Annotated in this window: 25 protein-coding genes; 3 read left to right on the top strand and 22 right to left on the bottom strand. The window is 27.9% G+C overall.

The genetic code is table 11. The annotated features are described in order from the left end of the window. Nucleotides 1-38 precede the first annotated feature (38 nt). From I2H23_RS04780 to I2H23_RS04795, 4 genes are all read right to left on the bottom strand, one after another. Entirely contained in the window at nt 39-971 is a 933-nt protein-coding gene (locus tag I2H23_RS04780) for a DUF979 domain-containing protein (protein WP_166505502.1), read from the bottom strand. A gap of 17 nt (nt 972-988) precedes the next feature. Then, a complete protein-coding gene (locus tag I2H23_RS04785) occupies nt 989-1,660 on the bottom strand; it encodes a DUF969 domain-containing protein (protein ID WP_092925603.1) in 672 nt (223 codons plus the stop codon). Between the two features lie 249 nt (nt 1,661-1,909). Further along, on the bottom strand, nt 1,910-2,953 hold the full coding sequence (locus I2H23_RS04790) for an ABC transporter substrate-binding protein (protein WP_195581139.1): 1,044 nt from the start codon (nt 2,951-2,953) through the stop codon (nt 1,910-1,912). Nucleotides 2,954-3,054: 101 nt separating this feature from the next. After that, a complete protein-coding gene (locus tag I2H23_RS04795) occupies nt 3,055-3,702 on the bottom strand; it encodes a hypothetical protein (protein WP_195581141.1) in 648 nt (215 codons plus the stop codon). Nucleotides 3,703-3,983: 281 nt separating this feature from the next. Between I2H23_RS04795 and I2H23_RS04800 the strand changes: the two genes are divergently transcribed. Next, nucleotides 3,984-4,169 carry a hypothetical protein gene (locus I2H23_RS04800; RefSeq protein WP_092925597.1) on the top strand — a complete coding sequence of 62 codons (186 nt, stop codon included), beginning with the start codon at nt 3,984-3,986 and terminating at the stop codon, nt 4,167-4,169. Between the two features lie 33 nt (nt 4,170-4,202). Here I2H23_RS04800 and I2H23_RS04805 read toward each other — a convergent pair whose 3' ends face one another. The 11 genes from I2H23_RS04805 to I2H23_RS04855 all read right to left on the bottom strand — a co-directional run bounded on the left by I2H23_RS04805 (nt 4,203) and on the right by I2H23_RS04855 (nt 14,920). Further along, complete coding sequence (locus I2H23_RS04805) at nt 4,203-5,060, bottom strand: kinase (protein WP_195581143.1); 858 nt, start codon at nt 5,058-5,060, stop codon at nt 4,203-4,205. Between the two features lie 273 nt (nt 5,061-5,333). Further along, the gene (locus tag I2H23_RS04810; RefSeq protein WP_195237849.1) at nt 5,334-6,026 is read right to left on the bottom strand and encodes a DUF554 domain-containing protein; all 693 of its coding nucleotides are present in this window, start codon (nt 6,024-6,026) and stop codon (nt 5,334-5,336) included. A 72-nt stretch (nt 6,027-6,098) separates the two neighbouring features. Then, nucleotides 6,099-6,587: a prolyl-tRNA synthetase associated domain-containing protein gene (locus tag I2H23_RS04815; RefSeq protein ID WP_195581144.1), complete on the bottom strand. Its 489-nt coding sequence runs from the start codon at nt 6,585-6,587 to the stop codon at nt 6,099-6,101. Nucleotides 6,588-6,635: 48 nt separating this feature from the next. Further along, nucleotides 6,636-7,724, bottom strand: coding sequence for an SIR2 family protein (locus tag I2H23_RS04820; RefSeq protein WP_166505508.1), 1,089 nt, complete (start codon nt 7,722-7,724; stop codon nt 6,636-6,638). 147 nt (nt 7,725-7,871) lie between these two features. Continuing rightward, nucleotides 7,872-8,330: a YdeI/OmpD-associated family protein gene (locus tag I2H23_RS04825; RefSeq protein ID WP_166505509.1), complete on the bottom strand. Its 459-nt coding sequence runs from the start codon at nt 8,328-8,330 to the stop codon at nt 7,872-7,874. A 24-nt stretch (nt 8,331-8,354) separates the two neighbouring features. Continuing rightward, nucleotides 8,355-8,738, bottom strand: coding sequence for a VOC family protein (locus I2H23_RS04830; protein ID WP_092925587.1), 384 nt, complete (start codon nt 8,736-8,738; stop codon nt 8,355-8,357). Nucleotides 8,739-9,055: 317 nt separating this feature from the next. Continuing rightward, nucleotides 9,056-10,396, bottom strand: a complete 1,341-nt coding sequence (locus tag I2H23_RS04835; RefSeq protein ID WP_195581146.1) for a TldD/PmbA family protein — start codon at nt 10,394-10,396, stop codon at nt 9,056-9,058. 2 nt (nt 10,397-10,398) lie between these two features. Then, on the bottom strand, nt 10,399-11,790 hold the full coding sequence (locus I2H23_RS04840) for a TldD/PmbA family protein (RefSeq protein ID WP_195581148.1): 1,392 nt from the start codon (nt 11,788-11,790) through the stop codon (nt 10,399-10,401). 92 nt (nt 11,791-11,882) lie between these two features. Then, a complete protein-coding gene (locus I2H23_RS04845; RefSeq protein ID WP_195581149.1) occupies nt 11,883-12,701 on the bottom strand; it encodes a YjjW family glycine radical enzyme activase in 819 nt (272 codons plus the stop codon). A gap of 2 nt (nt 12,702-12,703) precedes the next feature. Continuing rightward, on the bottom strand, nt 12,704-14,197 hold the full coding sequence (locus tag I2H23_RS04850; protein ID WP_195581151.1) for a YjjI family glycine radical enzyme: 1,494 nt from the start codon (nt 14,195-14,197) through the stop codon (nt 12,704-12,706). Between the two features lie 27 nt (nt 14,198-14,224). After that, on the bottom strand, nt 14,225-14,920 hold the full coding sequence (locus tag I2H23_RS04855) for a Crp/Fnr family transcriptional regulator (RefSeq protein WP_195581153.1): 696 nt from the start codon (nt 14,918-14,920) through the stop codon (nt 14,225-14,227). A 344-nt stretch (nt 14,921-15,264) separates the two neighbouring features. Between I2H23_RS04855 and I2H23_RS04860 the strand changes: the two genes are divergently transcribed. Then, nucleotides 15,265-15,834: an HD domain-containing protein gene (locus I2H23_RS04860; RefSeq protein ID WP_195581155.1), complete on the top strand. Its 570-nt coding sequence runs from the start codon at nt 15,265-15,267 to the stop codon at nt 15,832-15,834. A 120-nt stretch (nt 15,835-15,954) separates the two neighbouring features. Here I2H23_RS04860 and I2H23_RS04865 read toward each other — a convergent pair whose 3' ends face one another. Beyond that, nucleotides 15,955-16,095, bottom strand: a complete 141-nt coding sequence (locus tag I2H23_RS04865; protein WP_195581156.1) for a hypothetical protein — start codon at nt 16,093-16,095, stop codon at nt 15,955-15,957. A gap of 273 nt (nt 16,096-16,368) precedes the next feature. Next, nucleotides 16,369-17,610 (bottom strand): helix-turn-helix domain-containing protein, encoded by a 1,242-nt coding sequence (locus I2H23_RS04870; RefSeq protein ID WP_195581158.1) that lies wholly within the window; start codon nt 17,608-17,610, stop codon nt 16,369-16,371. Nucleotides 17,611-17,781: 171 nt separating this feature from the next. Here I2H23_RS04870 and I2H23_RS04875 point away from each other — a divergent pair, with 171 nt between their 5' ends. Beyond that, the gene (locus I2H23_RS04875) at nt 17,782-20,034 is read left to right on the top strand and encodes a glycoside hydrolase family 3 protein (RefSeq protein ID WP_195581159.1); all 2,253 of its coding nucleotides are present in this window, start codon (nt 17,782-17,784) and stop codon (nt 20,032-20,034) included. Between the two features lie 70 nt (nt 20,035-20,104). Here the strand turns inward: I2H23_RS04875 and I2H23_RS04880 are convergent, their stop codons facing one another. The 5 genes from I2H23_RS04880 to uxuA form a co-directional block, all read right to left on the bottom strand. Further along, the gene (locus tag I2H23_RS04880) at nt 20,105-21,412 is read right to left on the bottom strand and encodes a TRAP transporter large permease (protein WP_195581160.1); all 1,308 of its coding nucleotides are present in this window, start codon (nt 21,410-21,412) and stop codon (nt 20,105-20,107) included. 37 nt (nt 21,413-21,449) lie between these two features. After that, nucleotides 21,450-21,980, bottom strand: a complete 531-nt coding sequence (locus I2H23_RS04885; RefSeq protein ID WP_092925569.1) for a TRAP transporter small permease — start codon at nt 21,978-21,980, stop codon at nt 21,450-21,452. A 21-nt stretch (nt 21,981-22,001) separates the two neighbouring features. After that, nucleotides 22,002-23,009, bottom strand: coding sequence for a TRAP transporter substrate-binding protein (locus I2H23_RS04890; RefSeq protein WP_092925567.1), 1,008 nt, complete (start codon nt 23,007-23,009; stop codon nt 22,002-22,004). Nucleotides 23,010-23,028: 19 nt separating this feature from the next. Further along, a complete protein-coding gene (gene uxaC, locus I2H23_RS04895; protein WP_166505520.1) occupies nt 23,029-24,429 on the bottom strand; it encodes a glucuronate isomerase in 1,401 nt (466 codons plus the stop codon). Between the two features lie 165 nt (nt 24,430-24,594). Continuing rightward, a partial coding sequence (gene uxuA, locus I2H23_RS04900; RefSeq protein ID WP_195581161.1) for a mannonate dehydratase occupies nt 24,595-25,350 on the bottom strand: 756 nt, incomplete at its 5' end.

Genomic DNA, 25,350 nt, shown 5'->3' on the forward strand with positions numbered 1-25,350 from the left:
CACCGTCTCCTATCTTTATATTAATTCTTTACTTCAAATTAAAATGCTAAGAAGTACATTGCAAATATATGAATTACTAATAATATTATAGCTACTGGTGCTTGATACTTTATAACATCATATTGCTTTTTCATATCAAGTAATGCTGCTGGTACTATGTTAAAGTTTGCAGCCATTGGAGTTAACAGTGTACCACAATATCCTGCTGTTAGTGCAAGGGCACCAACTATAGCCGGATCTGCTCCTTGACTTAATACAAATGGAACACCTATACCTGCTGTTATAACTGCAAATGCAGCAAATGCATTTCCCATTATCATAGTGAATATTGCCATTCCTAGTACATATGCCACTACTCCAAAGAATCTACTATCTGCTGGAACTACTCCAGATATTATATTAGATATAACTTCACCTACTCCAGCTTGAGTAAATAATGCACCTAATGCAACTAAAAGTTGTGGTAACATACTCGCAGGCCCCATTTGTTGTAAAAGCCTTGCACTATCTGTTACTGTTGTAGATGGTTTTGCTTTTGTTAATATAAATGCTGCTATTAATGCAACTACCGAACCAGCTCCTATTGCAAATTGCGATGAACTACCAAAGTCTTTTAAAGCCATTGCAACTAAAACTGCTACAAGTGCTAATACTAATGATGGCATAAATATTTTATTACCAAGTTTTTCTGACTGCTTTTGTCCAAATTCTTCACTTGGAGTTTCATATTTAGCGAATACAACTTGCTTTGTAAGTGTTAGTAAACTTGAAGCTACTAATATTAGCCCTATTACATTTGATGGTATCAATTTCCCAAATATAAATGGTATAGATATTAATACCCAAAATAAAGCTGTTCCAAATCTTTTATTGCTATCTATTGTTTTATACGATTTTATCGCTATAACTATCATTAAAATCCCCATAAGGGCGTAAAAAATTTCTAAAGATATATTTATAAAATTTTGCACTTAATTTTCCTCCTTATTTAATTATTTTGTCTGTATTTTTTATTTAGTTTTCTATCAAATAAGTAGTTTTGAAGTGCAGATACTAAAAATGCAACTACAGCCATTATTATACTAGCTTTAACAATTTCTAATTCTGTAACATTAAACCCTTGTTCTGATAAAGTTGACGCTATAAGTAATACTCCACTACTTCCTGCAAATAAGTTTTGTCCATAGAAGTTACCATAGTTTTCTGAAGCAGCTGATAATGCTTTTATAGCCTCTTCATCTTCTTCATTTATTTTATTGTTTTTGTTTATAGCAGCAGCTTGAGCCATTGGGTTTACTAAAGGTCTAACAAATTGAGGATGACCACTCATTCTTATTGATAAAGCACCTGCTATTTGTCTTGCAAACATATATATGCTTAGTACTCCTCCAGCTGTAATTTTTCCAATCTTTTCTATTAAATATATAGCCCTTTGCTTTAGCCCGTATCTTTCTAATATACCTATTACTGGTAATGTTAATATAAACAGTGATACTGCTCTGTTAGCTACAAAGGAATCTCCTAATATAGTTAGTATTTGGTTTATATCTAACCCAGATACTAGTCCTGTAACAATTCCTGCTACTAATACGGTAAATAGTGTTTCTATTTTGAATAAAAATCCAATTACAACTATCAAAACACCTATTAGTTTTATCATTTTTATTCCTCCCTAATTATCTAATTTAAATTTTCAGAAATTTAAATTTTTTCATAAATTTCATATTTTTCAATTTTATTAAATTATACAATATAAAACATTTTCTTACAATATTTTTATTTATATTTTTAATATTTTAATTTTGAAAATATTTTTTATATAAATATTTAAATAAAAAAACCTATAACGATAAACATAAATTTAAATATGTTTACTTATAGGTTTTTTTATTTATGTTAATTATTTTAATTAATCAATACTTTTTATAGCTTTATCTGCAAAGTCAGTAGTTACTATGTCACTATATAGAGGTTTTTTATCTAACTCACCAGCTTCAGTCATAACTTCCATTAGTTTATTTAAACTTTCTTCTTTTAATGTAGGTTCTTGACACCATGCATCTATTTCTTTATATCTATCAGCAACTGATATTAAATCATCTAAGCTCATATCATCAAAGAATGGTTGCATAGCTTTAGCAATCTCTTCTGATGATGCACTTTGAACCCATAATTGTCCTTTATATACTGCATTAGTAAATCTTTGTATTAAATCTTTATTTTCGCTCATAAAAGACTTAGTAGCACAATATGCAGTATATGGAATTTCACCAGAATCTTGACCTACTGATGCTACTATATAACCAGTGCCTTCTTTTTCCATAGCTGTACCTGTTGGCTCAAAAGCAGTTGTAAAATCAGCTTCTCCACCAACAAAAGCTCCAGTCATTACTCCAAACTGTACATCTGTTCTTACATTTACTTCACCAGCTTTTATATTTTCACCTATTGTAAGTCCATTTTGTTTTAATACATATTCTAGTGTCATTAAAGGTACGCCACCTTTTCTTCCACCTAGTATTTCTTTTCCTTTTAAATCTTCATATTTAAAATCTGGCATTTCTTCTCTAGCAATTATAAAACTTCCATCTCTTTTAGTAAGTTGTGCAAAATTTATTGCATAGTTTTCTTCTCCTTGATTATAAACATAAATAGATGCTTCAGGTCCCATAAGACCTATTTGTGCTTCTCCAGATATTAATGCTGCCATAGTTTTATCTGCTCCTTGAGCATTTATAAGGTCTATGTCTATACCTTCTTCTTCAAAGAATCCTTGAGTTATAGCTGCATATTGAGGTGCATAAAATACTGAATGAGCAACCTCAGCTATTGTTACTTTATCTAGCTTTTTCTCATCAGTTTTTCCTCCTTCACTAACATCTTGGCTGCAACCTGTTATGCATAATAAACCAACTGCTAATGAACTTATAAGTGTAACAGCTTTTTTAAACATAATATCCCCCCATGTTGAGATTTAACTACTGATATATAATATTATTTCTTCATTAAAATTGTTACATTCTAATAAATCAACCTCACTTAAGGGATTTATTTTTAATACTTATTTACAATAAATTTTTTATTTAATGCATCTGTAATATAATTAATTCCTATGCCATTAATCATTTGAGTAAAACTTTCATATTTATCATAAATATCTTTATAAAAATCTACTAAAATTTCTATAACTTCAAGTAGTTCCTTTTGTGTACTTACTTCAACTATTAATTCGCTCTTTATATATATCCTATAATTTGGTTTATCTCTTTCTATTATTTTAAAATAACATCTTTTAATGCATTCTCCACATCCTATACATTTTTCTTTATCTATACAAACATCCTTACAAATTCTTTGCATTGCCCTACTTTTGCAATTTCTTATAGATGGACAAGTTTTGCAGTAAAAGCACATACCTTTATGCATACTTACACCTTTCTTTATTAATATAGCTAAGTCATATTCATTAATATCAAAATTATCACTACAAGATTCACTTATACTTATGTTTATTCTATGGTTTAGCTTTATTTTCTTAGTACTTTTATCAATATATTTATATATTTTATTAGCTAAATTAACATCTTCACTCACAGAATATATATATATATTGTTAGTACAATACATAAAGGACTTTATATGTTGGTTGTATATTTTTAATTTATTATGTTCTTTTATATGCATAGCTTTATCATTATTCATAAAATACTCCCTTTAATATAGATTATTTATGATTATTAACTTTAAATTCTTTCAGTATAAAGTATATTTTTATTATTTTGTAATTATGTGCTTATATTTTTAAATAAGATATTATTGTTCTTAAAATTTAAATTAATTTAGAAGGTGTGTTGTAAAATAATTTATATCCATTTTAAAATTTTTTTATATGAATATTTATCTATATATGTATTAATACTAATTATAAGAATATAATAAGTTGGATGTGTTAATATCTAACTTTGAATTACGAGGTGCTTATTATGAGATTATCTTTTAAATCATCTAAAAAAAGTAGTGTATTAAACCTACTAAACTTCAATGAGTTTACTTATGATAATGATGTTTTATCATATGATGATGAATACTTTGAAGAATATGACTACTATACAAATAGTATTCCTAACACAAATTATGGATTTGAAAAAGATGATATCTTGTATTATTGATATAAAAAGGACTAGGATTACCTAGCCCTTTTCTTATGCATTTTCAAAAGTATATATAGCATCTATCCTAGCTGTATATATAGATGAATTAGTACAACCTACATACTTTGCATATTTTTCTATTTTTTCCTTATCTATTTCAAGATTATAAGAATGTTCTTTTAATAACTTTTTAACATAATTATCCATTAAATAATCTTTATAATCACTTATGTCATACCCTAAGTAAATTGTTAATCGTTCTATTTCTTTATTAAAATCTCCATCTTCTTTTATTAAAAACTTATATACCTCTTCTCTATATGGATTTAAATGTATTATTTGTTTAACTATTTGAGCTTCATCTAATCTAGTTATAAATCCATCTTTGTAATTATTAAATAGTGCATTAGATTTTTGCTTGCTTTCTTCATCTATAAAAAAGCCAATATTATCTACTTTATTTTCTACAAGTGCATCTACAACTGCCATATGTATGTTAAAGCAATCATTATATAAATGATGAGATAATGATTCTAGTGTTGATTTAGCTTCATTATTTTTAAAGTTGTTTCTCTTACCTTTACTTTTAAATAAATTATTGCACATTCTTTCATAGTTTAAGTATTTTTCACAATAACTTTTTTTAAATACATCTATGTCTATTGTTATTACATCAAAGCTTATTATAGTTTCTATAGCCTTTTTTAGACCTTCTTCTATATGTTTAAAACCATCATTTTTGCAGTACCCTTGAAGATTATTTATATTTTGAATATGTTTAATTCCTTCATTATAAAAACTTTCACTAACTTCTATAGCATATAGCTTAAATAATCGTCTTATCTTATTGTAATTATCCATTTTTTCATCAAACTCTACAACTGCCCCATTTATATCAAATGTAACCATTTAATTTCCTCCTATCAATATAAAACCTTCTATACTTCTAATATTTGATTTTAAAATTTATTTTCCTTTTAAATACGTAATTTGTCTAACGTTTTATTTTTTCTATTTAAATATATGGTGTTATTTTATATTAATAAGAGGTCTTTGGTAAAATTTTGATAGCATTATATACAAAATTCGATTTTTTATTAAAACCATTAATAATATTTTTCAAAAACAAAAAAATGAATTACCTTATATCTTAGATAATTCACTCTTTTTACTTAATACTATTTATATAATATTAATCATCCCTGCTAAAATAGGTAAAAATACTGCTATAAGTAAATTAGCTACCTTTATATTAGTAACCTTTAACATATTAAGTCCAAGACCTATTATAAGTAAACTACCTATGGCAGTCATAGAATTTATAACAGGGGTTGAAAGTATTCCCGACAAACTAGATGAAAGTATTGTTATAATACCTTGATATAAAAATACAGATACTGCTGAAAATAAAACACCTATACCAAGAGTTGATGTAAATATAATAGCACTAACACCATCCAATATAGACTTAGCAAATAATGTTTCATGATTTACACTTAGCCCACTTTGAAGACTGCCAACTATAGCCATAGCTCCAACACAAAACAATAAACTAGCAGACACAAATCCTTCAGATATAGATACAGCTTCTTTTTCTTTATCTTTATTAAACTTTACTTCTAAATAATCCCCTAATTTATTTAGCCATTTGTCTATATCTATAATTTCCCCTAATAAAGCCCCTAAAGCTATACAAACTATAGTCAAAAGTGTATTTTCTCCTTTAAATGCTCCCTCTATTCCTATATATATAACACAAAGTGCTAAACCATTCATTACAGTTGTACTTATTTTTTCACTTAGTCTTCCCTTGACAATAATTCCTATTATACAACCTAAAACAATAGATATACTATTTACAATAGTTCCTATCATGATATCCCCCCCAATATTTTAATCCTAAAATTTATCCCTTAAATAATATTATTTACCTCCATTTTATATAGTTTAAACTTCTACAGGTATTAAATCATATCCCATACTATGTACAAACTTTTTCAGACCTTCTGAGGATAAATTAACCATCTTTGTATTTATATTAGGATGAAAGTTTAAATTTTGTCCATCTAATACATCTTTATCTATACATAAGGTTACTTTTTTCTCTTCATCATTTATTATAGAAAATGGATTAACACTACATGGTGTAAGTTTTAATGTGTCATATAGCCTTTCTGCTGATGCAAAAGATAATCTAGTACTTCCTAATTGTTCTTTTAATATCTTTAAGTCTGCTTTTTTATCATCTCTAACTACTACTAGATAATATCTATCTCCTTTAGAATTTTTTAAAAATAAATTTTTACAATGATTTCCCTTAGCTACATCCTTTATAATCTCTAACTGCTCTGCTGTGTATATTGGTTCATGTTCAAATACTTCATACTCAACATTTAAATCATCTAATATTTGATATACTTTAGTCTCTATGTTCATATATTTCTCCTTATATCTTTTGTGATTATATATTTATATTTAATTATACTAAATATTAGTAATTTCTTGTAAGTACTTTAATGGATTTCTAGAAAAATCTTGAAAAGAGCCTTCTGTATATATCACATCTTTTCCTAAAAATCTTTTATATCTTTCTTCTTCTTTTCTCATAGAGTAATCTTTTTTTCCTTCATGATTATTAAATACCATAATCTTTAAAGGAGGTTTTCTTCTACTACCTTGAACTCTTTTTAACATATACTTTATATGTATATCAGAATCAGGGAAAGAATATCCACAAAATACAAGTATATCTGCGTTTCGTAAATTCTTTTCTACTTCTCTCCAAACATTAGATATATAAACATTTGACATATCTTTAAAGTATGTAGGTGGTATTATTATAGGTATAGTAGTTTCACCACACTCTAAACATTTAGCATCTTCTATATTATATAATAATCTCATAACCCCTCCTTCATAAGGAGTTAATGTTAGGCTGTTACATATAGGGCAGTATAGCCAATTTAATGATCCATGTATTTTATATAGCTTTATAGTTTTTCCAAATGGTTTTCTCCAGCCATCTTTTACATAAAAGTTAGTAAAATCAACTCCATAATCTAGCATTATATGATTTTTTTCTTCACTATATAAGGATGCTATGGTATTATCTACATGTATATCATAGTTTGCACTTATAAATGTTGTCTTTTCTATTAAGTTTGCTTTAGATAAATTATCTACTAATAGCTTATGGTATTTGTTATTTCTATTTTCACTTTCATGTATTGCCTTTGCCATTAATAAAATTAAATATTGTCTTAAAAATCTTATGCTATCACTTTTGTTACTTAAATTTTCCATCCCAAAGTTTTTAAAAGCTTCTCCTCTTTTTTCTGCCAAATCAAGAAGTCCTAATACTTCTTCAAAGGTTGGAAAGTTTACTTTATCTATATTATCTTTTGTTATATCTATATCAAACATTTGTTTAAAGAATTTATATAGTTCTTTATTCATGTCACTTTCAAAATCATTATCTTTTAAACTTTTAAAGTAATCTACAAAAAGGTCACTTTGTATTGGTAAATTTTCAGCAGCAGATGCTCCTGCTCCAAGGAATATACTTATGTTCATTTTGCCCTCCATTACTAATTTAAAGTCTTTATTTATTATATTAAATTTTTTAAAATTTATAATTTATCATAAATTTTCTTAATAAATGATCTATGTTTAGTAAACTATGTAAAAAAACCACCATTAAGGTGGTTATAAGTTTACTATTTATAATTTAGTGTTTGATTTTAATTTTAAAACTGCTTCTGCTATTCTTTTTTTTCTAGTTTCTTGTTTTTTGGCACCTGTTATCCATTGATAGTATTTTTTCTTTGAAGAGTAAGGTAGACTTTCATAAAATTTCATAGCTTCTTCATTTTCGTTAATAGCATTTTTAAAATCACCTGGTAATTCAATTACCCTTTCCTCTTCATCTTTTTCAATTTCAACAAATACTTTATCTAAAGCTTCTTTACCTATTTCTTTTCTTATGGCTTTAGTTATCCCTATTATATAACATCCTAGGCCCATATTTACTATAGATCCTCTATATTTGACTCCATCAAATTTAGCTTTTACTTTTATCCTTTTTGCATTAAATTCTGTTTCAACATCAAATGGTATTTCAATGAATGTAGCATCTTTATCTGGTACTTTCTGTATTATTGCTTCAAACTCATAGATCATATTTTCCTCTCTAGGCACAAATCTTTAGTATATATCTTCTCTAACTAGATAATCATTACCATCTTGGTCTTTGAATGAGAATATTTTTCCATAAGGCATTATCATTAATTCTCCTACTTCAACTTCATTTGATTTCATTTTATTGTAAGTATTTTCTATGTCCCTAGTACTTAAAATTATATTAGGATGATTAACATTTGCTTTTGGATTTTGAGATAACATCATATTTTTATCATATATAACAAATGTAGTAAATTCTTCTTTACTTGGTCCAACTTCTAGCCATTTCATAGAAGGTCCCATTTGTTTTTCTAATTTAACTATAAAGTTCATTTTGTTGATCCAAAACTCTTTAGCCTCTTCTTGATTGTTAACATATATAGTTATTTTTCCTATTTTGTCTATCATATAATTTCCTCCTAAATTGTTGTAAAAAACTACATATTTAATTTTTTATTTCAAGTTCTATAAATTAATTTGAGATAATATTATAAACATATTCTTTTTAAGATTATATACCCCAAAAAACAAAATGTATATCTTATTATTAATAAAAATTATGCTAAATTTTCATCATTAGTTTACATATTTTATATTATAAGTAAATAAATATAGGCTATGGAGATTGCTCCATAGCCTAAGTTTTTCTCTTATTTATTTTAATTTTAATAAGATAGCTTCTATCGATTCTTTTTGTATTAATATAAATTATTATATTTTATTATTTATTTACCAGCTACTGATAGTTCCTTAACTATAACAGAAGGAGATCCAACATTACTCATAGGGAATTTTAAATCACTTCCAACTACTTCTATATTCTTTAATAATTCAAAGTAATTTCCTGCAACAGTTATTTGTTCTATAGGATGAGTCTTAACTCCATCTTTTATATAAAATCCTTTAGCAGCTAATGAAAAATCTCCACTTATTGAGTTAGCTCCAGAGTGAAGCCCTGCTAAGTCAGTTATCATTATTCCTTCATCAACTATCTTCATAAGTTCGTCTAAATCTTTATCACCAGCTTCAATATATAAGTTGCTACACTCAACACCTATGCTAGATGCAAATGATGCTTTAAATCCATTACCAGTACTCTTAGTGTTTGCTTTATGAGCAGTTTTTAAGTTGTGAAGTAATGTATTTAATCTACCACTTGATACTAATTCTTTTTTATAAGTAGCCACACCTTCATCATCAAAAGGAGTTGATGCTAATCCATTATTTAAAAGTGGGTTATCAACTATAGTTAAAACTTCACTTCCTATAATCTCACCTTCTTTATCCTTAAGAAGAGATAATCCCTTTTGTGCAGCATCTGCACTAAATGTATTTGAGAAAGTTTCAAGAAGTGATGCCATAGCATCTTTATATAGTATAGTTTTATATTTTTTAGATTCTATACTACTTCCATTTAATTTACTTATAGCTTCTTTAATACCATCTTTAGCTATTTCTTTTGGATTTAATTTATCTATAGAATTAACTATAGAATATCCTATACCATCTTGTTTTTGACCATTATCTTCAACAACAGGTACAACATAAGCCATTAATATATTACTTTTATTATTAAGCTCTAATCCATTAGTGTTATATATGCTATGACTAGATGAACTATATGATATTTTACAACCATTTATATTAACAACCTTATCGTAAGACTTAGCTTCTTTTTCTATATTAAGTACTAAATCTATCATTTTAGCTGGGTCTATGTTTTCTAAGTCTTCACTGTAAGTTTTAACTTTACTATAATCTTTATCACCTTTATATATAAATTGAACATCATCACTTTCTACATTTAAAGCACTTTCCTTAGCATTTTTTATAAGCATATTTAAGGCATCAAAATCTAGTATTTCAGTAAAAGAATATCCCATTTTACCATTTATTAATCCTCTAAAAGAAAGCCCCTTAGATTTTTCTAAGTTGTACTTTTCAACTTCACCTTCATAAACACTTATACTTAAGCTTTCTCCTTGAGTGTAGTATATTTCGCATTCACTAAATCCAGCTTCTAATCCTTTTTTAAGCAACATTTTTCTAAAAGCATTAAATTCCATGACTAATCCTCCTCTCTTCCACCAACTGTTATTTCTTTTACTCTTATCATTGGTTGACCTACGTTAGTTGGTATACTTCCAGAAGATGAACCACACATACCTTGTGCTTGTTTTAGATTGTTTCCAACCATATCTATATTCATTAAAACCTCGCTCCCTTTTCCTATTAAACTAGCACCTCTTACAGGTTCTACTATTTCACCATTTTTAACTAAATAACCTTCTGATACTGCAAAGTTAAATTCACCAGTAACAGGGTTTACTGATCCTCCACCCATTTTTTTTGCATATAATCCATTGTCTATAGACTTTATTATATCTTTAGGATCATCAGTACCATTAGCTATATAAGTATTAGTCATTCTTGAAGTCGGTGCAAATTTATAGCTTTGACGTCTACTACTTCCAGTAGCTTTCATATTCATTCTTCTACCATTTAATTTATCTATCATATATGACTTTAGTATTCCATTTTCTATTAATACATTCTTTTTAGTAAGATTTCCTTCATCATCAATATTTGCTGAACCCCAGTGATTAGTTAATGTTCCATCATCTATTGCAGTTACCTTAGTTGATGCTATTTGCTGACCTAACTTATCTGAAAATACAGAGTTTCCTTTAGCAACAGAAGTAGCTTCTAGTGAATGGCCACATGCCTCATGAAATATTACTCCACCAAAACCATTGTCTATTGCTACTGTCATTTTACCTGCTGGGCAATTTTTAGCATTTAGCATTGTTACTGCTACACGAGATGCTTCTTTTCCGTAGTATTCTGGGTCTATTTTTTCAAATAACTCAAATCCCATACTAGCACCAGGTCCTTCAAAACCTGTTTGATTTTCAGTTTCATTAGATGCTACAGAGTTTATAGATAGTCTTGTTCTTATTCTTCTATCTTCTACATATAGTCCTTCTGTGTTTGCTATTAATACTTGTTGGTCTTTATCTAAGTATCCAACACTTACTTGAGATATTAAGCTATTGTATGATTTTGCACTTTTATATGCCCTTTTCATAACGTCTATTTTTTTGTTGTATCCTACAGTGTTTGGATATATTTTTATAGGATTTATATCTGTTAAAACTTTAGTATTATTTAAAGTTATGCTTATATCTTCTTTTAAGCTACCTAATGCTAAAGCTGCTTTATAAGCTGTATCAATTAGTGAGTTTAGGCTATTGTCATTAGTGTATGCATATACACTTTTTAATCCTTTAAATATTCTAATTCCTATACCGTAACTTCTTCCCCCTAGTGCATTTTCTATTTTTTCATCTATTAAACCTATAGAGTTAGTTATAGTGTCTTCTTCAAATATTTCAGCAAAGTCAGCACCTGTTATTAGGCACTTTTCTAATACTTTGGTTGCTATTTCTTTAGATAACATAATTTTCCTCCTATTTACTCGTATATTTATATTATATATATAAAAACACCCGTATACAATGTATACGAGTGTCCTATATTTAAATGATTTATTTATAAGTTATTAGCAATACTTTTTCTAAGCTCTATAAAATTATTTATTTCTTCTTCATTAGGTCCTACTTCACCATGAAAATCTAATCCTTCTTTTCTAACTCCATATTTTCTATATGCATTAAACTTGTACTTACACTTATCTTTAATAATCTTTGAAACTTCTATTACAGTTTCTTCATTATTTAAATTAGGAGCTATAACAGTTCTAACTTCGTAAATTTTATCTATACTTAAAAGATATTTTAAGTTTTTTAACACTATATCATTACTTACTCCTGTTAATTTAATATGCTCATATTCATCAATACTTTTAACATCTAGCATAAATTTATCAGTTAAATCAACAAGTTCTTTATGCTCTGTTAAGTCTATGCTTCCATTAGTATCTACAAAACAAGTAAGGTTTAATTCATCTTTAACTTTTTTAAATAATTTTACTAAAAAATCTGAGTTAAGAGTACACTCACCACCACTTACAGTTATCCCTTGAATAAATGGACTTATTTCTTTAATTTCTTCAAAAAGTTTATCTACTGAATAGTCTTTAGTTTTAGGGCTTGATAAATTATCACATGCTTTAATGCAATCGTCACATCCTATACATTTTTTATCATCCCAAATCACTTTATTATCTATTTTAAATAATGCATCTACCTTGCAAGTTGAAATGCACTTACCGCAATTTATACACTTATTTATAGTTTCTGGATTATGACAGTAAGTACATTTAAAATTACAACCTTGAAAAAATATAGCTGTTCTATTTCCCGGTCCATCTATACAAGAAAAAGGAATAATCTTATTGACTAGTGCCATAATTAAGCCCTACGCTTTCTATCAAAAGCGTTAGAACCATGTTTTGCATTCATACCAAATACTGTTGCATTGTTTTTAACTGCCTTTTTATTTTCAAGTTGATTAACTTCTGATTTTTTAACTAAATATCCTGTAACACGAACAACATCACTACTATCTGAATAAGCTGATATATATCTTATTCCAGTTTTAAATGCCCCATCTATAACATTAACTATAGCTTCTGGGTTATCTTTATATGTATCTTCAAACACAAATATATCACCTATTCCATTGAAGAAGTATTTATGATATGGTGCTGATTGTATAATATGTTTAAATAATTCAGGCTCTTCTCCTACTGGAATTCTACATCCTGGAGATATACCTATATCTGTATCTATTCCAACTTGAGCGTGCATTAAGTGTTGACCACCAAAACACCCTGTATACTTTGATTTATGTGAAGTTACTATAGAATTAATATTTTCTATTATTCTTAATCCTAATTCATTAGCTTCTTTTGAATATCCAAATCTGTCCTCTTGATTAGTTGCATTTAATAAATGATTTACAGCTTCAGCAAGTCCAACTATACCAAACATTCCTAAGAATAACTCTTTTTTAATAAATCCTTCTAATACAAGGAAGTTTGATTTAAAGAATGCTGCTTCTTCTACTAAAAATTTTATTCTTTCATCTATATACTCAAGCATCTTTTGTGTAACAAAAGGTATTTTATTTTCTATAAAATCATCAACAGAACTTGATTCTTCTGCTAATCTACTAAGAACAAGTCTAACTAGGGTATATCCCCCTCCACCTATTAAAAATCCATTATAGCAACTTGCAAGTGCATATTTTTCAGTTTTAAAATCTACAACGTCCATCTTATGATTTGCAAAACTTGGCTTAGCTGTAGATAATGCTGTTTGCGCACATAGTGCTATAAATTCTTTTGATGTTAAGTCTTTGTCGTATTTAACTGTTAAGTTTGGCACTGCACATTGTAATTCTCTCATAGCTTTAAGTATAAGTCTACCAGCTTTAGTATCTCTTGGACCTATGTTTGCATGAACAAATGAGTCAGTAAGTGTTCTATCTATATGCTTTAAATATAATTTTATAGCCTTGTAAGCTTCTTCTTCATCTTTTACAAAAGGCTCTAAAAGCTCATCTATATTCCCTAAATATACTGGATATGATGTTATTGATGGAACATGCTTGTAAAATATTAATAAGTTATTAGTTGCTTCCCATATATCATTAGGTACATCAAGTCCTAAAAACTTACATCCTTCTTTCATTAGTTTTTCATAATCTGGTATAACATATCTTGGTCTGTAAGGAGCATTACCTTCAAACATTGTGCATATTATATTTTTTTCTAGCAAAGGTTTAGTTTCTTCATCTATATTTAATACATTAAGAGTACTTTCTCCTTGACCTGCTAGCTGTAGTACTTGTTGATTATAAGTTAAAGTTTCATTTTTTATAATGTTTAGTGCTTGGTTCATATATTTTCCCCCTATAATTTATATTAATTATTTACTTTTAATTGAATCTAGTTTATTTAATAATTTATAAAACTGTTCTTTATTTATTGATATATATTTTCTACTTACACAAATTAATTTTTCTTCTTTTAATTCTTTTAAATTTCTATTTATTGTTCTTATAGAAAATCCTAATACTGATCCTATTTCTTCTCTTGTTTTATATATATAAACAACATCTTTTTCTTCACTTTCAAATATATCTATTAAGTAATTTATTAGTGAATATACTGCTGGGTATGCAAGAACTTCCCCTTTGTTTAAAGATTGTTCATACATGCTTTTTGATACAAAGTGTAATACTTTTAATGTTAAATCTTGGTCTAGTTTAATCCATTTTATAAAATCACTTGTAGATATTTTAAGCATTATACAATCTGTTATAGTTTTAAGTGTTGATGAATAAGCTTGTTTATTTGCCATAATTTCCATAACACCTATATATGCTATAGAATCTACATCGGCAAAACTATATACAAATCCATTTTCAAATTCATTTCTAACTTGCATTTTTCCATTAAGACTTATGTATATGTCTTTTATATTTTCACCCTTTAATGCTACTGTTTTTTCCTTTTCAATTTTTAAAATTTCGCATTTGTTTTTTATGTTATTAGGTATTTTACTTATAAATTCTTTTGTATATTTGTCCTCTATATAATTAGAGAATACGCCATCTTGCATATTTTAAATTTCTCCTAACTATTTAACTTTTATTTTATTTTATCATTGTTTTACAAAAGTAAAAGGACATATGTCCCTTTATATTTTAAATAATGGCTATAAACATACCTATATTACAATAAATACTATTAGAAATAGATTTATTGAACTTACTTAAGATAATATATTTCACTTTAAATTTAATGAAACTATTTTTTAATTGGAAAATAATTGAATATTGTATATAATATAATCAAAGTTCGTAATTGATATATAATGCGAAATAAAGATATTTTAGATATCATATAGATAAATATGAATTTATTATAAAATTTCATAAATAAAAATTCTAGGGGGAACTTAGTATGAATACAGCAACATTTCTAGATATATTAGCAGTAGCAGAAAAACTAAAATGTAATACGAGACATTCATGGACATCGAGCGGACGCCATGAAAGTGTAGCAGAACATAGCTGGCGTATTGCATTAATGGCATTATTAATGCGTGATGAATTTCCAGAAATTGATATGGACAAGGTAATTCGTATGTGTTTAATTCATGATTTAGGGGAAGCCTTTACTGGTGATATTCCTGCTTTTGAAAAGAAAGAAGAAGATAGTAAAAAAGAAGATGAGGAACTTTTCAAATGGATAAAAACTTTTCCTACTCCTTATATTGAAGAATTCACAGAACTTTTAAATGAAATGAATGAACTAAATACTGATGAAGCAAAGCTTTACAAAGCATTAGATAATTTAGAAGCAGTCATTCAGCATAACGAAGCGGATATTAGTACTTGGATTCCACTAGAATATGACTTACAGTTTACTTATGGTGCAGATAAGGTGAAATTTTCTCCTTATTTAAAAGAGCTAAAGGAAGAAATAGACCAAAGAACGACAGAAAAAATAGCTCAAAAGAAGGAAGCTTAGTTATTTAGAATAAAGGCTATGTTAGCTAACTTTGTTATAAATATCAATTTAAAATAACTCTATCTTAGTCATTGAAATGTTGAGTATACTAAGATAGAGTTATTTCGTAATTTATTAATATTATTCTTTAATATCTTCTGTTGTAAGTATTGCGTTCTTATCTATCCCTGAATATTGATAACCTGTAACTTTAATTCCAACAAATCCAACTAATACTGCTAATGCTATTCCTATGATTATTTTTTTACCTTTTGATTTCATTTTTTATCCCCCATGATATATATTTTCTTGAATTATTTTTCAATTATAAAATAGTTATATAAAGCAGACAACTATACTATATACTTAACTTATTTTTTAAATTGTTTATCATTGACATAGTCTTATGATTTACGCCTTTATCTGGATGATGTTTATGGCTTAATAATTTAATGGCTTCTTTTCTTCTGTATCTATATCTAATTTTTCGTCACTACAAAAAATAAATTTAAATTATCTATATTTAGTTATTTCATTAATTCTTATTAAAATTTACTATAGCCTACCAAAGTCTCTAAATTTTTTAGGTGTCATTCCTGTAAACCTTTTAAATATTTTAGTAAAGTAGCTTTGATCGTTAAAATGTAGTAATACAGATATTTCTAAAATTGAATAACCCTCTGATAAAAGCAACCTTTTTGCCTCTTCAATTTTTTCTTTTAAAATATATTCACTTATAGTAATACCCATCTCTTTTTTAAAAAGCCTAGATATATAGCTAGTGTTAAAATTAATGTATTCACAAATATCCTCTAAAGATAGATTACTATATAAATTTTGATATATAAAAGAAATGCAAGCTAGTATTGGACTTGAAAAATTTTTATTCTTCAAAATACGAACTCTATCTGCAAAATCACAAGCCATAGTTATTCTCAAATTATTCAAATCATTAAGTGTATTAAGCTCCTCAATATGTTGAATATAAGAATCACTAAGTGTATATGCAACTTCAGGATTCATTCCACCAGAAATTGCAGCACGAGTTACTAAGGTAGCGGTAGTAATTAATAAGTTTTTAACTGATCTTATTGAGTTATTCTTAGCTAAAACACCATAATTACCACTTACAGTATCACACAAAACTTTAATTAGTTTATCTTTGTTCCCAGTTCTTATACAGTCCATAATTGCCTCTTCATACACAAATGAATGATGAAAAACATCACTTTGCCTAGCTAAAGTGGCTATATTTTCAAAGTTACTAGAAATATTACTGATTATATCATTGTTATAAGAATTTATTTGTATAACATCATCAAAATCTAGCTTTTTATTATAAATTAAATAATAAGATAGAATACTTGTATTTATAAATGTATTAAAGTCTATAGTTGGTAAAGAGTTATAATATTTTAATAAAATATTCTTTTCTTCAAGGGTTATATTATGTTTAAAAATATTATCTATATTATCAAATTCAATTGGCTCATAAAGGCAAGGTCCAATAATAAAATTACCAATAAATTCATTATCAATACAAAGTCCAATAGATATAAAATTTTCCATATACTCTGTAGATTTAATCACAGGAACAGGTATAAATGTATTTAAGTTAAAAACTTCTGAAATAGATTTTATTAATCTATCATCAATTATATCTAAATTATTCTTACCCTTTGTAGAGTATTTCAATGAGCCATCTTTACTAAAAAAATATAAAGGTATTTTTAAAGTATCAAATATAATATTACAAATAAAATTTATATCATTACACATTTCTGTTTTTAAAATCATAAAAAATCCCCTTTAGTCAAAATAATAATAAAAAAGCAAAAATAATACAAAAATTATACTATTATTATTGATAATATATTATATATAACTAAACAATCAAGTCATACTTGATAGTGATATTTAAAATAATCATCAATAAGGTAAATCAAAATAAAAAGGGGAATTATGACTATGAAAAAATGGAAAGAAATTAAAAAACATGGCTATAATATTATCTTAAATGAAGGTGGTCAAAATATAGCTTATTCACCTAACTCAGGAGTTAAAATAATTGAAGAAGATGGATATGCTTTTAAAAACTTAAGTAAAAGTGGAAAATTAGAAAAATATGAAGACTGGAGATTACCAGTAGAAGAAAGAGCTAAAGATTTAGCATCAAAAATGAGTATAGAGCAAATAGCAGGGCTAATGCTTTATAGTGCACATCAATCTATTTCAACTAAAGATGACTTTTTCTCTAAGGCATTTGCAGGTACATATAATGGTAAAAAACTAGAGGAATGTGATGCTAAAATAACTGATTTAACTGATCAACAAAAGAATTTCTTGTTAAATGATAACTTAAGACATGTATTAATAACAGTAGTAGACGATGCTAAGACTTCTGCTGTGTGGAATAACAATGTACAAGCTTTTGTAGAAAAAACAGGATTAGGAATACCAGTAAATACAAGTAGTGACCCAAGACATGGTGCAAGTGCAGATACAGAATTTAATGCAGGTGCAGGTGGTGATATTTCAAAATGGCCAGAGCCACTAGGTCTTGCTGCTACTTTTGATAGTGAATTAGTTAGAAATTTTGGGCATATCGCAGCTAAAGAATATAGAGCTTTAGGAATAGCTACAGCTTTATCTCCACAGGTAGATATAGCAACAGAACCAAGATGGATGAGATTTAATGGTACTCTTGGAGAAGACCCAATTTTATCAAGAGATTTAGGTGAGGCATATTGTGATGGCTTCCAAACTTCATATGGTGAAAATGAGATAAATGATGGTTGGGGATATGATAGTGTAAATGCAATGGTTAAACATTGGCCAGGTGGAGGTAGTGGAGAAGGTGGTAGAGATGCTCACTATGCTTATGGTAAGTTTGCTGTATATCCAGGAAATAATTTTGATGACCATCTAATACCTTTTACAGAAGGTGCCTTTAAATTAAAAGGAAAAACTAAAAAAGCTTCTGCCGTAATGCCATACTACACTATATCTTATAATCAAGATAAGAAAAATGGTGAAAATGTAGGTAATTCATATAACAAATATATAATAAATGATTTATTAAGAGATGAATATAAATACGATGGAGTTGTATGTACAGACTGGATGATTACTAAAGATAATCACGTAGTTGACGCATTCATATCAGGAAAGTGTTGGGGTGTTGAGACTCTTTCAGAAGATGAAAGACATTACAAAGCACTTATGGCTGGTGTTGACCAATTTGGAGGAAATAATGAAGTTAAACCAGTACTTAATGCATATGAAATGGGTGTTAAGGAACATGGAGAAGAATTTATGCGTGCTAGATTTGAAAAATCAGCAGCAAGGTTATTACTTAATATTTTCAGAACAGGATTATTTGAAAATCCATATGTAGATGTAGATAAGTCTCAAGAATTAGTAGGTAACCCTGAATTTATGCAAGCTGGATATGATGCACAATTAAAATCATTAATTATGTTAAAAAATAAAAATAACGTACTTCCAATAAATGAAAGAAAAAAAGTATATATTCCAAAAAGAAAAATAAAAGAAAGTAAAGACTGGTTTGGTAATGTAATACCTGCTAGAGAAATTGATCCTGTTAGTAAAGTTATAGTAGAAAAATACTTTAATGTTGTAGATGATGCAAAAGATGCTGATTTTTCAATAGTATTTATAGAATCTCCTAAAACTGTTGGATATACAAAAGAAGAAGGATACTTACCAATAAGTTTACAATATAGACCATACACTGCAGTAAATGCAAGAGAAACAAGTATTGCAGGAGGTGACCCATTAGAATCATCAACTAATAGATCTTACTTAGGAAAAACTAACTTTGCTAGTAATGAATCAGATTTAGATATAATACTAGAAACAAGAAAAGCTATTGGTAAAAAACCTGTAATAGTATCTTTAAATATGACAAATCCAACTATAGTAGGAGAATTTGAGCAATATGTAGATGGAATAATCACAGACTTTGGAGCACAAACACAAGCTATAATGGATATAATTAGTGGAAATGTAAATCCAAGTGGATTGTTACCATTTAATATGCCTGCTAATATGGAAACTGTAGAGGCGCAATGTGAAGATGTTCCTCATGATATGAAGTGTTATGAAGATGAATTAGGAAATGTATATAAGTTTGCATATGGCCTTGATTTTAATGGAGTTATAAATGACAGCAGAGTAGCAAAATATAAAATTAAATAAGTAATTTAATATTTATAAATAAAAAATCTCGACAAGACATTTATGTATTGTCGAGGTTTTTATGATGGGTCTAAATCATTTTCATAAGTTTTGGTATAAATAAACTTATTTCTGGTATAAATGTTACTAACATAAGTACAACCAATATACCTACATAGAATGGTAATAAATATTTTATTACATCTTCTAGTTTTGTTTTACCTACTTTACATCCAATAAACAGTGTATTTCCAACTGGCGGTGTTATATTACCTATACATAAGTTAAATATAAGCATTATACCAAATTGGACAGGGTCCATTCCAAAGTTTTTAGCTATTGGTAAAAATATTGGTGTAAATATTAATATTGCTGGAGTTAAGTCCATAAATGTACCAACTATTAATAATATTAAGTTCATTATTAGTAATATTACAACTGGATTTGAAGATATTCCTAATAATAATTCTGTTATTGCACTTGGAATATTTGTAAATGCCATAACCCAAGACATTATTGATGATACCCCTATTAAGAATATTATTATCCCTGTCATTTCAACTGTTTCTAGTAGTATTCTAGGCATATCTTTTACTTTTATAGATTTGTAGAAAAAGAATGATAATATGAAAGAATATACAACTGCAACAGCTGCTCCTTCTGTAGCTGTGAATATACCACCTACTATACCACCTATTATTACAAATATTAAGGCTAAACTAGGAAGTGCATCTATAAATATTTTCATAGCTTCACCAAAGCTTATCTTATATTTAGTTGAATACTTATACTTTTTCGCAAGTATAAATGCTACTACCATTACTGATAATCCCCATAATATTCCTGGTATATATCCAGCCATAAATAGTGCTGCTACTGATGTTCCTCCACTTACTAATGAATATATTATAAGTGAGTTACTTGGAGGAATTAAAAGCCCAGTTGGTGCAGATGCTATATTAACTGCCGCACTATAGTTTTTATTATAACCTTCTTTTTCTTGAAGTGGAGACATTGTTCCACCGATTGCAGCAGCTGCTGCAACTGAAGAACCACTTACTGCCCCAAATAGCATGTTTCCTACTACATTTGTATGTGCTAAAGATCCTGGTAATTTACCACTTAATACTTTTGCAAAGTTTACTAATTTTAATGCGATACCACCGTTGTTCATTATTATCCCTGCTAATACGAAAAATGGTATTGCTAATAATGAAAAACTACTTATTCCCGTAAATATTCTTTGTGCCCCAGTTAGTACTGCTACATCCCATGATAATGTAGTTAATATTCCAAATATAGATGCTACACCTATAGTTACAGATATTGGTATTCCTAATAAAAGCAGTATAGGAAATGCAATAGCTATAGCTGAACCTGCTTGAAATGCTAATTCCATAATCTTATCTCCCTTGGATTAATTATATTTTTTATTTCTACGCAACCTTTTCATTCTTTCTGTTTGATTTAGTTACCTCTCTGTCTGATTGAGCCATCTCTTGCTTTAAATCAATTAAGTTTAATATATTGTAAATAATCGTTATTACTCCTGATAATGGTAATGCTAAATATATATATCCCATAGATATTCCTAGTGATGGTGATACTTGCCCCATAGCTAACATACTTATTTGAACTCCACCTAATACTAAAACTAATGCTGAGAATACCATTACTACCAATTCTGTCATTACATTTAATATCATTTTTACTTTAGGACTTTTTGATTCAAGTTTTTGTCTAAAAAACACCATAGTCATATGATCTTTTTTACCAAATACATAAGCTGAACCTAATAAAGCCATCCATACAAATGAATATATTAGTAAATCTTCTGATACTGTACTTGGATTATTTAGAACATAACGAGTTATTATTTGCCAAGTACCTAAAACTACCATAAATGCTAGTAGTGTCATACATATGACTTCTATTACTTTGTTTAACATTTTTCTTAACTTATTCATCTTCGTTCCCCCTACTAGTATTTATTTACTTGTTGGTGCTTTTGCTTGTATTTTATCGTATATAACTTTTACTTCTTTGTCATTTTCAGTCATTTCTCTATGAAGTGGTAAAACTTTTTCTTTAAATGGTTCTGTATCTGGGTAGTAGAATTTAACCCCCATCTTTTTTGATTGTTCTACTGCTTCACTTACTTTATCTTCCCAAGCATCAACTTGGAATTTATTTATTTCATTAGCCGCATCTAATATTATATTTCTATGTTCTTCACTTAAATTATCTAATAACTTAGCATTCATTATTAATATGTCTGGAATCATACCATGTTGGTTATATGAATAATATTTTGCAACTTCTCCATGCTTATTATTAGTAAGTGCTAATTCATTATTTTCAGCTCCATCTATAACCTTTTGTTGAAGAGCAGTATAAACTTCTCCGAAACTCATTGGTGTAGCTGAACCACCTAATAATTCCATCATCCTTATGTTTGTTTGACTTTGTTGTACTCTTATTTTCTTCCCTTTTAAATCTTCTGGCTTCATTACAGGCTTATCTGTTGTGTACATATTTCTTGAACCTGCATCAAACCATGTAAGACCAACAAATCCAGATTCTCTAGTTGATTCATATATATCGCCCATTATATCTTTGTCATTCATTACAGAATGATAATGTTCTTTACTATTAAATAAGTATGGAAGGTTGAATACGCTATATGATTTATTAAAACTTTCAAGCAAACTTATACTTCCAACAGCTATATCTATAGCTCCCGTTTGAGTAAGTTCTACCGACTCACGCTGTCCACCTAATAACTCATTTGGGTATACTTGTATATCTATTTCATTATTAGTTTTATCTTCTACAATTTTTTCAAACTCTTTTAGTGCTAAGTGTATTGGATGTTCCTCACCTTGGTTGTGAGCAACCCTCATAACCCTTGCTTCATTACCTTTACTTGAACTACATCCAACTACCGATAAACTAGCTATAGCTGCAAGTAAAATAACTTTAATCCTTTTATTCATATATAAATTCCCCCTAGGATTATTTTATAAAATATTTTTTAGCGTTGTTGTAACATATATCTTCTACTATGTTGCCTAATATTTCTAAATCATATGGATATTCTCCATTTTCAACTAACTTTCCTAAATAATTGCAAAGAATTCTTCTAAAATACTCATGTCTTGTAAATGATAAGAAACTTCTTGAATCTGTAAGCATTCCTACAAATTTACTAACTAAACCTAATTGTGAAAGTGCTATAAGCTGTCTTTCCATTCCATCCTTTTGGTCATTAAACCACCATCCAGAACCAAATTGGATTTTCCCTGCAACTTGTCCACCTTGGAAGTTTCCAATCATAGTTCCTAATACTTCATTATCTTTTGGATTTAAACAATAAAGAATAGTTTTAGGTAGCTTATCTTCTACATCTAAGCTATCTAATAACCTTGATAAAGAATAAGCGATTTCCCCATCGTCAATACTATCAAATCCTGCATCCGCTCCAACAGAATTAAACATCCTAGTATTATTATTTCTAAGTGCACCTATATGAAGTTGCATTACCATATTTCTTTCACTATACATTTTCCCTAATTCTATTAATGTAAATGTTGTGTATTTTTGAGCATCTTCTATGCTTATTTCTTCTCCCGCTAAAACTTTAACAAATATGCTTGCAACTTCCTCTTTGTTAGTAGGTTTAAAATAAACTCTTTCTAAACTATGGTCTGTTATATTGCAACCATTGTCTACAAAGTAATTTAACCTTTTTTCTAATATTTCTATTAATTTATCATAATCTTTAATTTCTGTATCTTCTGTTTTCCCTAATAACTTTATGTAATCACAAAAATCTTTATTTTGTATCTTTAATGCTCTATCTGGTCTAAATGTAGGTCTTACCTCACACTCAAAACTATCATCAGCATTAATTTCTTTATGATATTTTAAATCATCAACTGGATCATCTGTAGTTCCTATATAAACTACATTAGATATACTTATTAATTTTCTGGCAGTTAAATTCTTTTTTACTATAGCATTATTGCATTTTTCCCAAATGTCTTTTGCAGTCTTTGCACTTAAAGTATCTTCAACATTAAAGTATCTTTTAAGTTCTAGATGTGACCAATGATATATAGGATTTCCTATTAAATAAGGCATCATATTTGCAAATTCATAGAATTTTTCAAAATCACTAGCATCACCAGTTATATATTTTTCATCTATTCCAAAACTTCTCATGGCTCTCCACTTATAATGATCATGGTATAACCACATTTGAGTTATATTTTCATATTCTTTATCTTCTGCTATTTCAACTGCTGGCAAGTGGCAGTGGTAATCAAATATCGGCATTTTTGAAGCATTATTATGATATAAGATTTTAGCTATCTCATTTGATAATATAAAATCTTGATCCATAAACTTTTTCATAACTTTCTCCTAAATTAATATTTTTAATATCGTTTTCTTACTACATTAAATATTAACATGCATCTTAATATTTTCTAATATATTTCATTATTTTACCTTTTATACTATTTTTTATAAAGAGTGTTTCGAAATAAAATTTATTTCAAAACACTACTTTTATTTTCATTATTTATTCTTATTTATAGCCTCTATTAATCCATTTATATAAACTGCTCCTAAAGCTCTATCATATAATCCGTATCCTGGTCTTCCTGTTTCTCCCCATATCATTCTACCGTGATCTGGTCTATATGGTCCTTTAAAGTCATAGTCACAGTATGCTTTTACTATTTCATAAAAATCAAGCGATCCACACTCAGATAAATGAGCTACTTCATTGAAACTACTTTCTCCTGTTATTAATACGTTTCTTAAGTGTGCAAAGTTTATTCTATTTTTTTCTTTTCCAAAGTATTCAACCATTTTTACTACATCATTAGTACTTGTACATCCAAGTGATCCTGTACATAAAGTTATGCCATTGTATTCACTATCATAAAGGTTTATAAATCTTTCTAGATTTTCAAAGTTAGTTATTATTCTTGGAAGTCCAAATATACCCCATGGTGGATCATCTGGATGTATAGCCATTTTTACGTTACTTTCCTCAGCTACAGGTAATATTTCTTTTATAAAGTATTCAAGATTTTTCCATAACTTTTCTTCATCTATATCTTTATATTGATCTAGTAATGCTCCTAGTCCACCTTCTCCATAAGAAGTGTCCCACCCTGGAAGTTCTAATTCACCTAGTGCTGGATCCATTTTCTTAACTGTTTCTTCATCATATATAAGACAAGTTGATCCATCTTCAAGTTCATAGTTTAGATCTGAACGAGTCCAGTCAAACACTGGCATAAAGTTGTAACAAACTGTTTCTAT

Origin of the sequence: Romboutsia sp. BSD2780061687b_171204_C1 (assembly GCF_015560225.1) — a bacterium.
Lineage (GTDB): Bacteria > Bacillota > Clostridia > Peptostreptococcales > Peptostreptococcaceae > Romboutsia_C > Romboutsia_C hominis.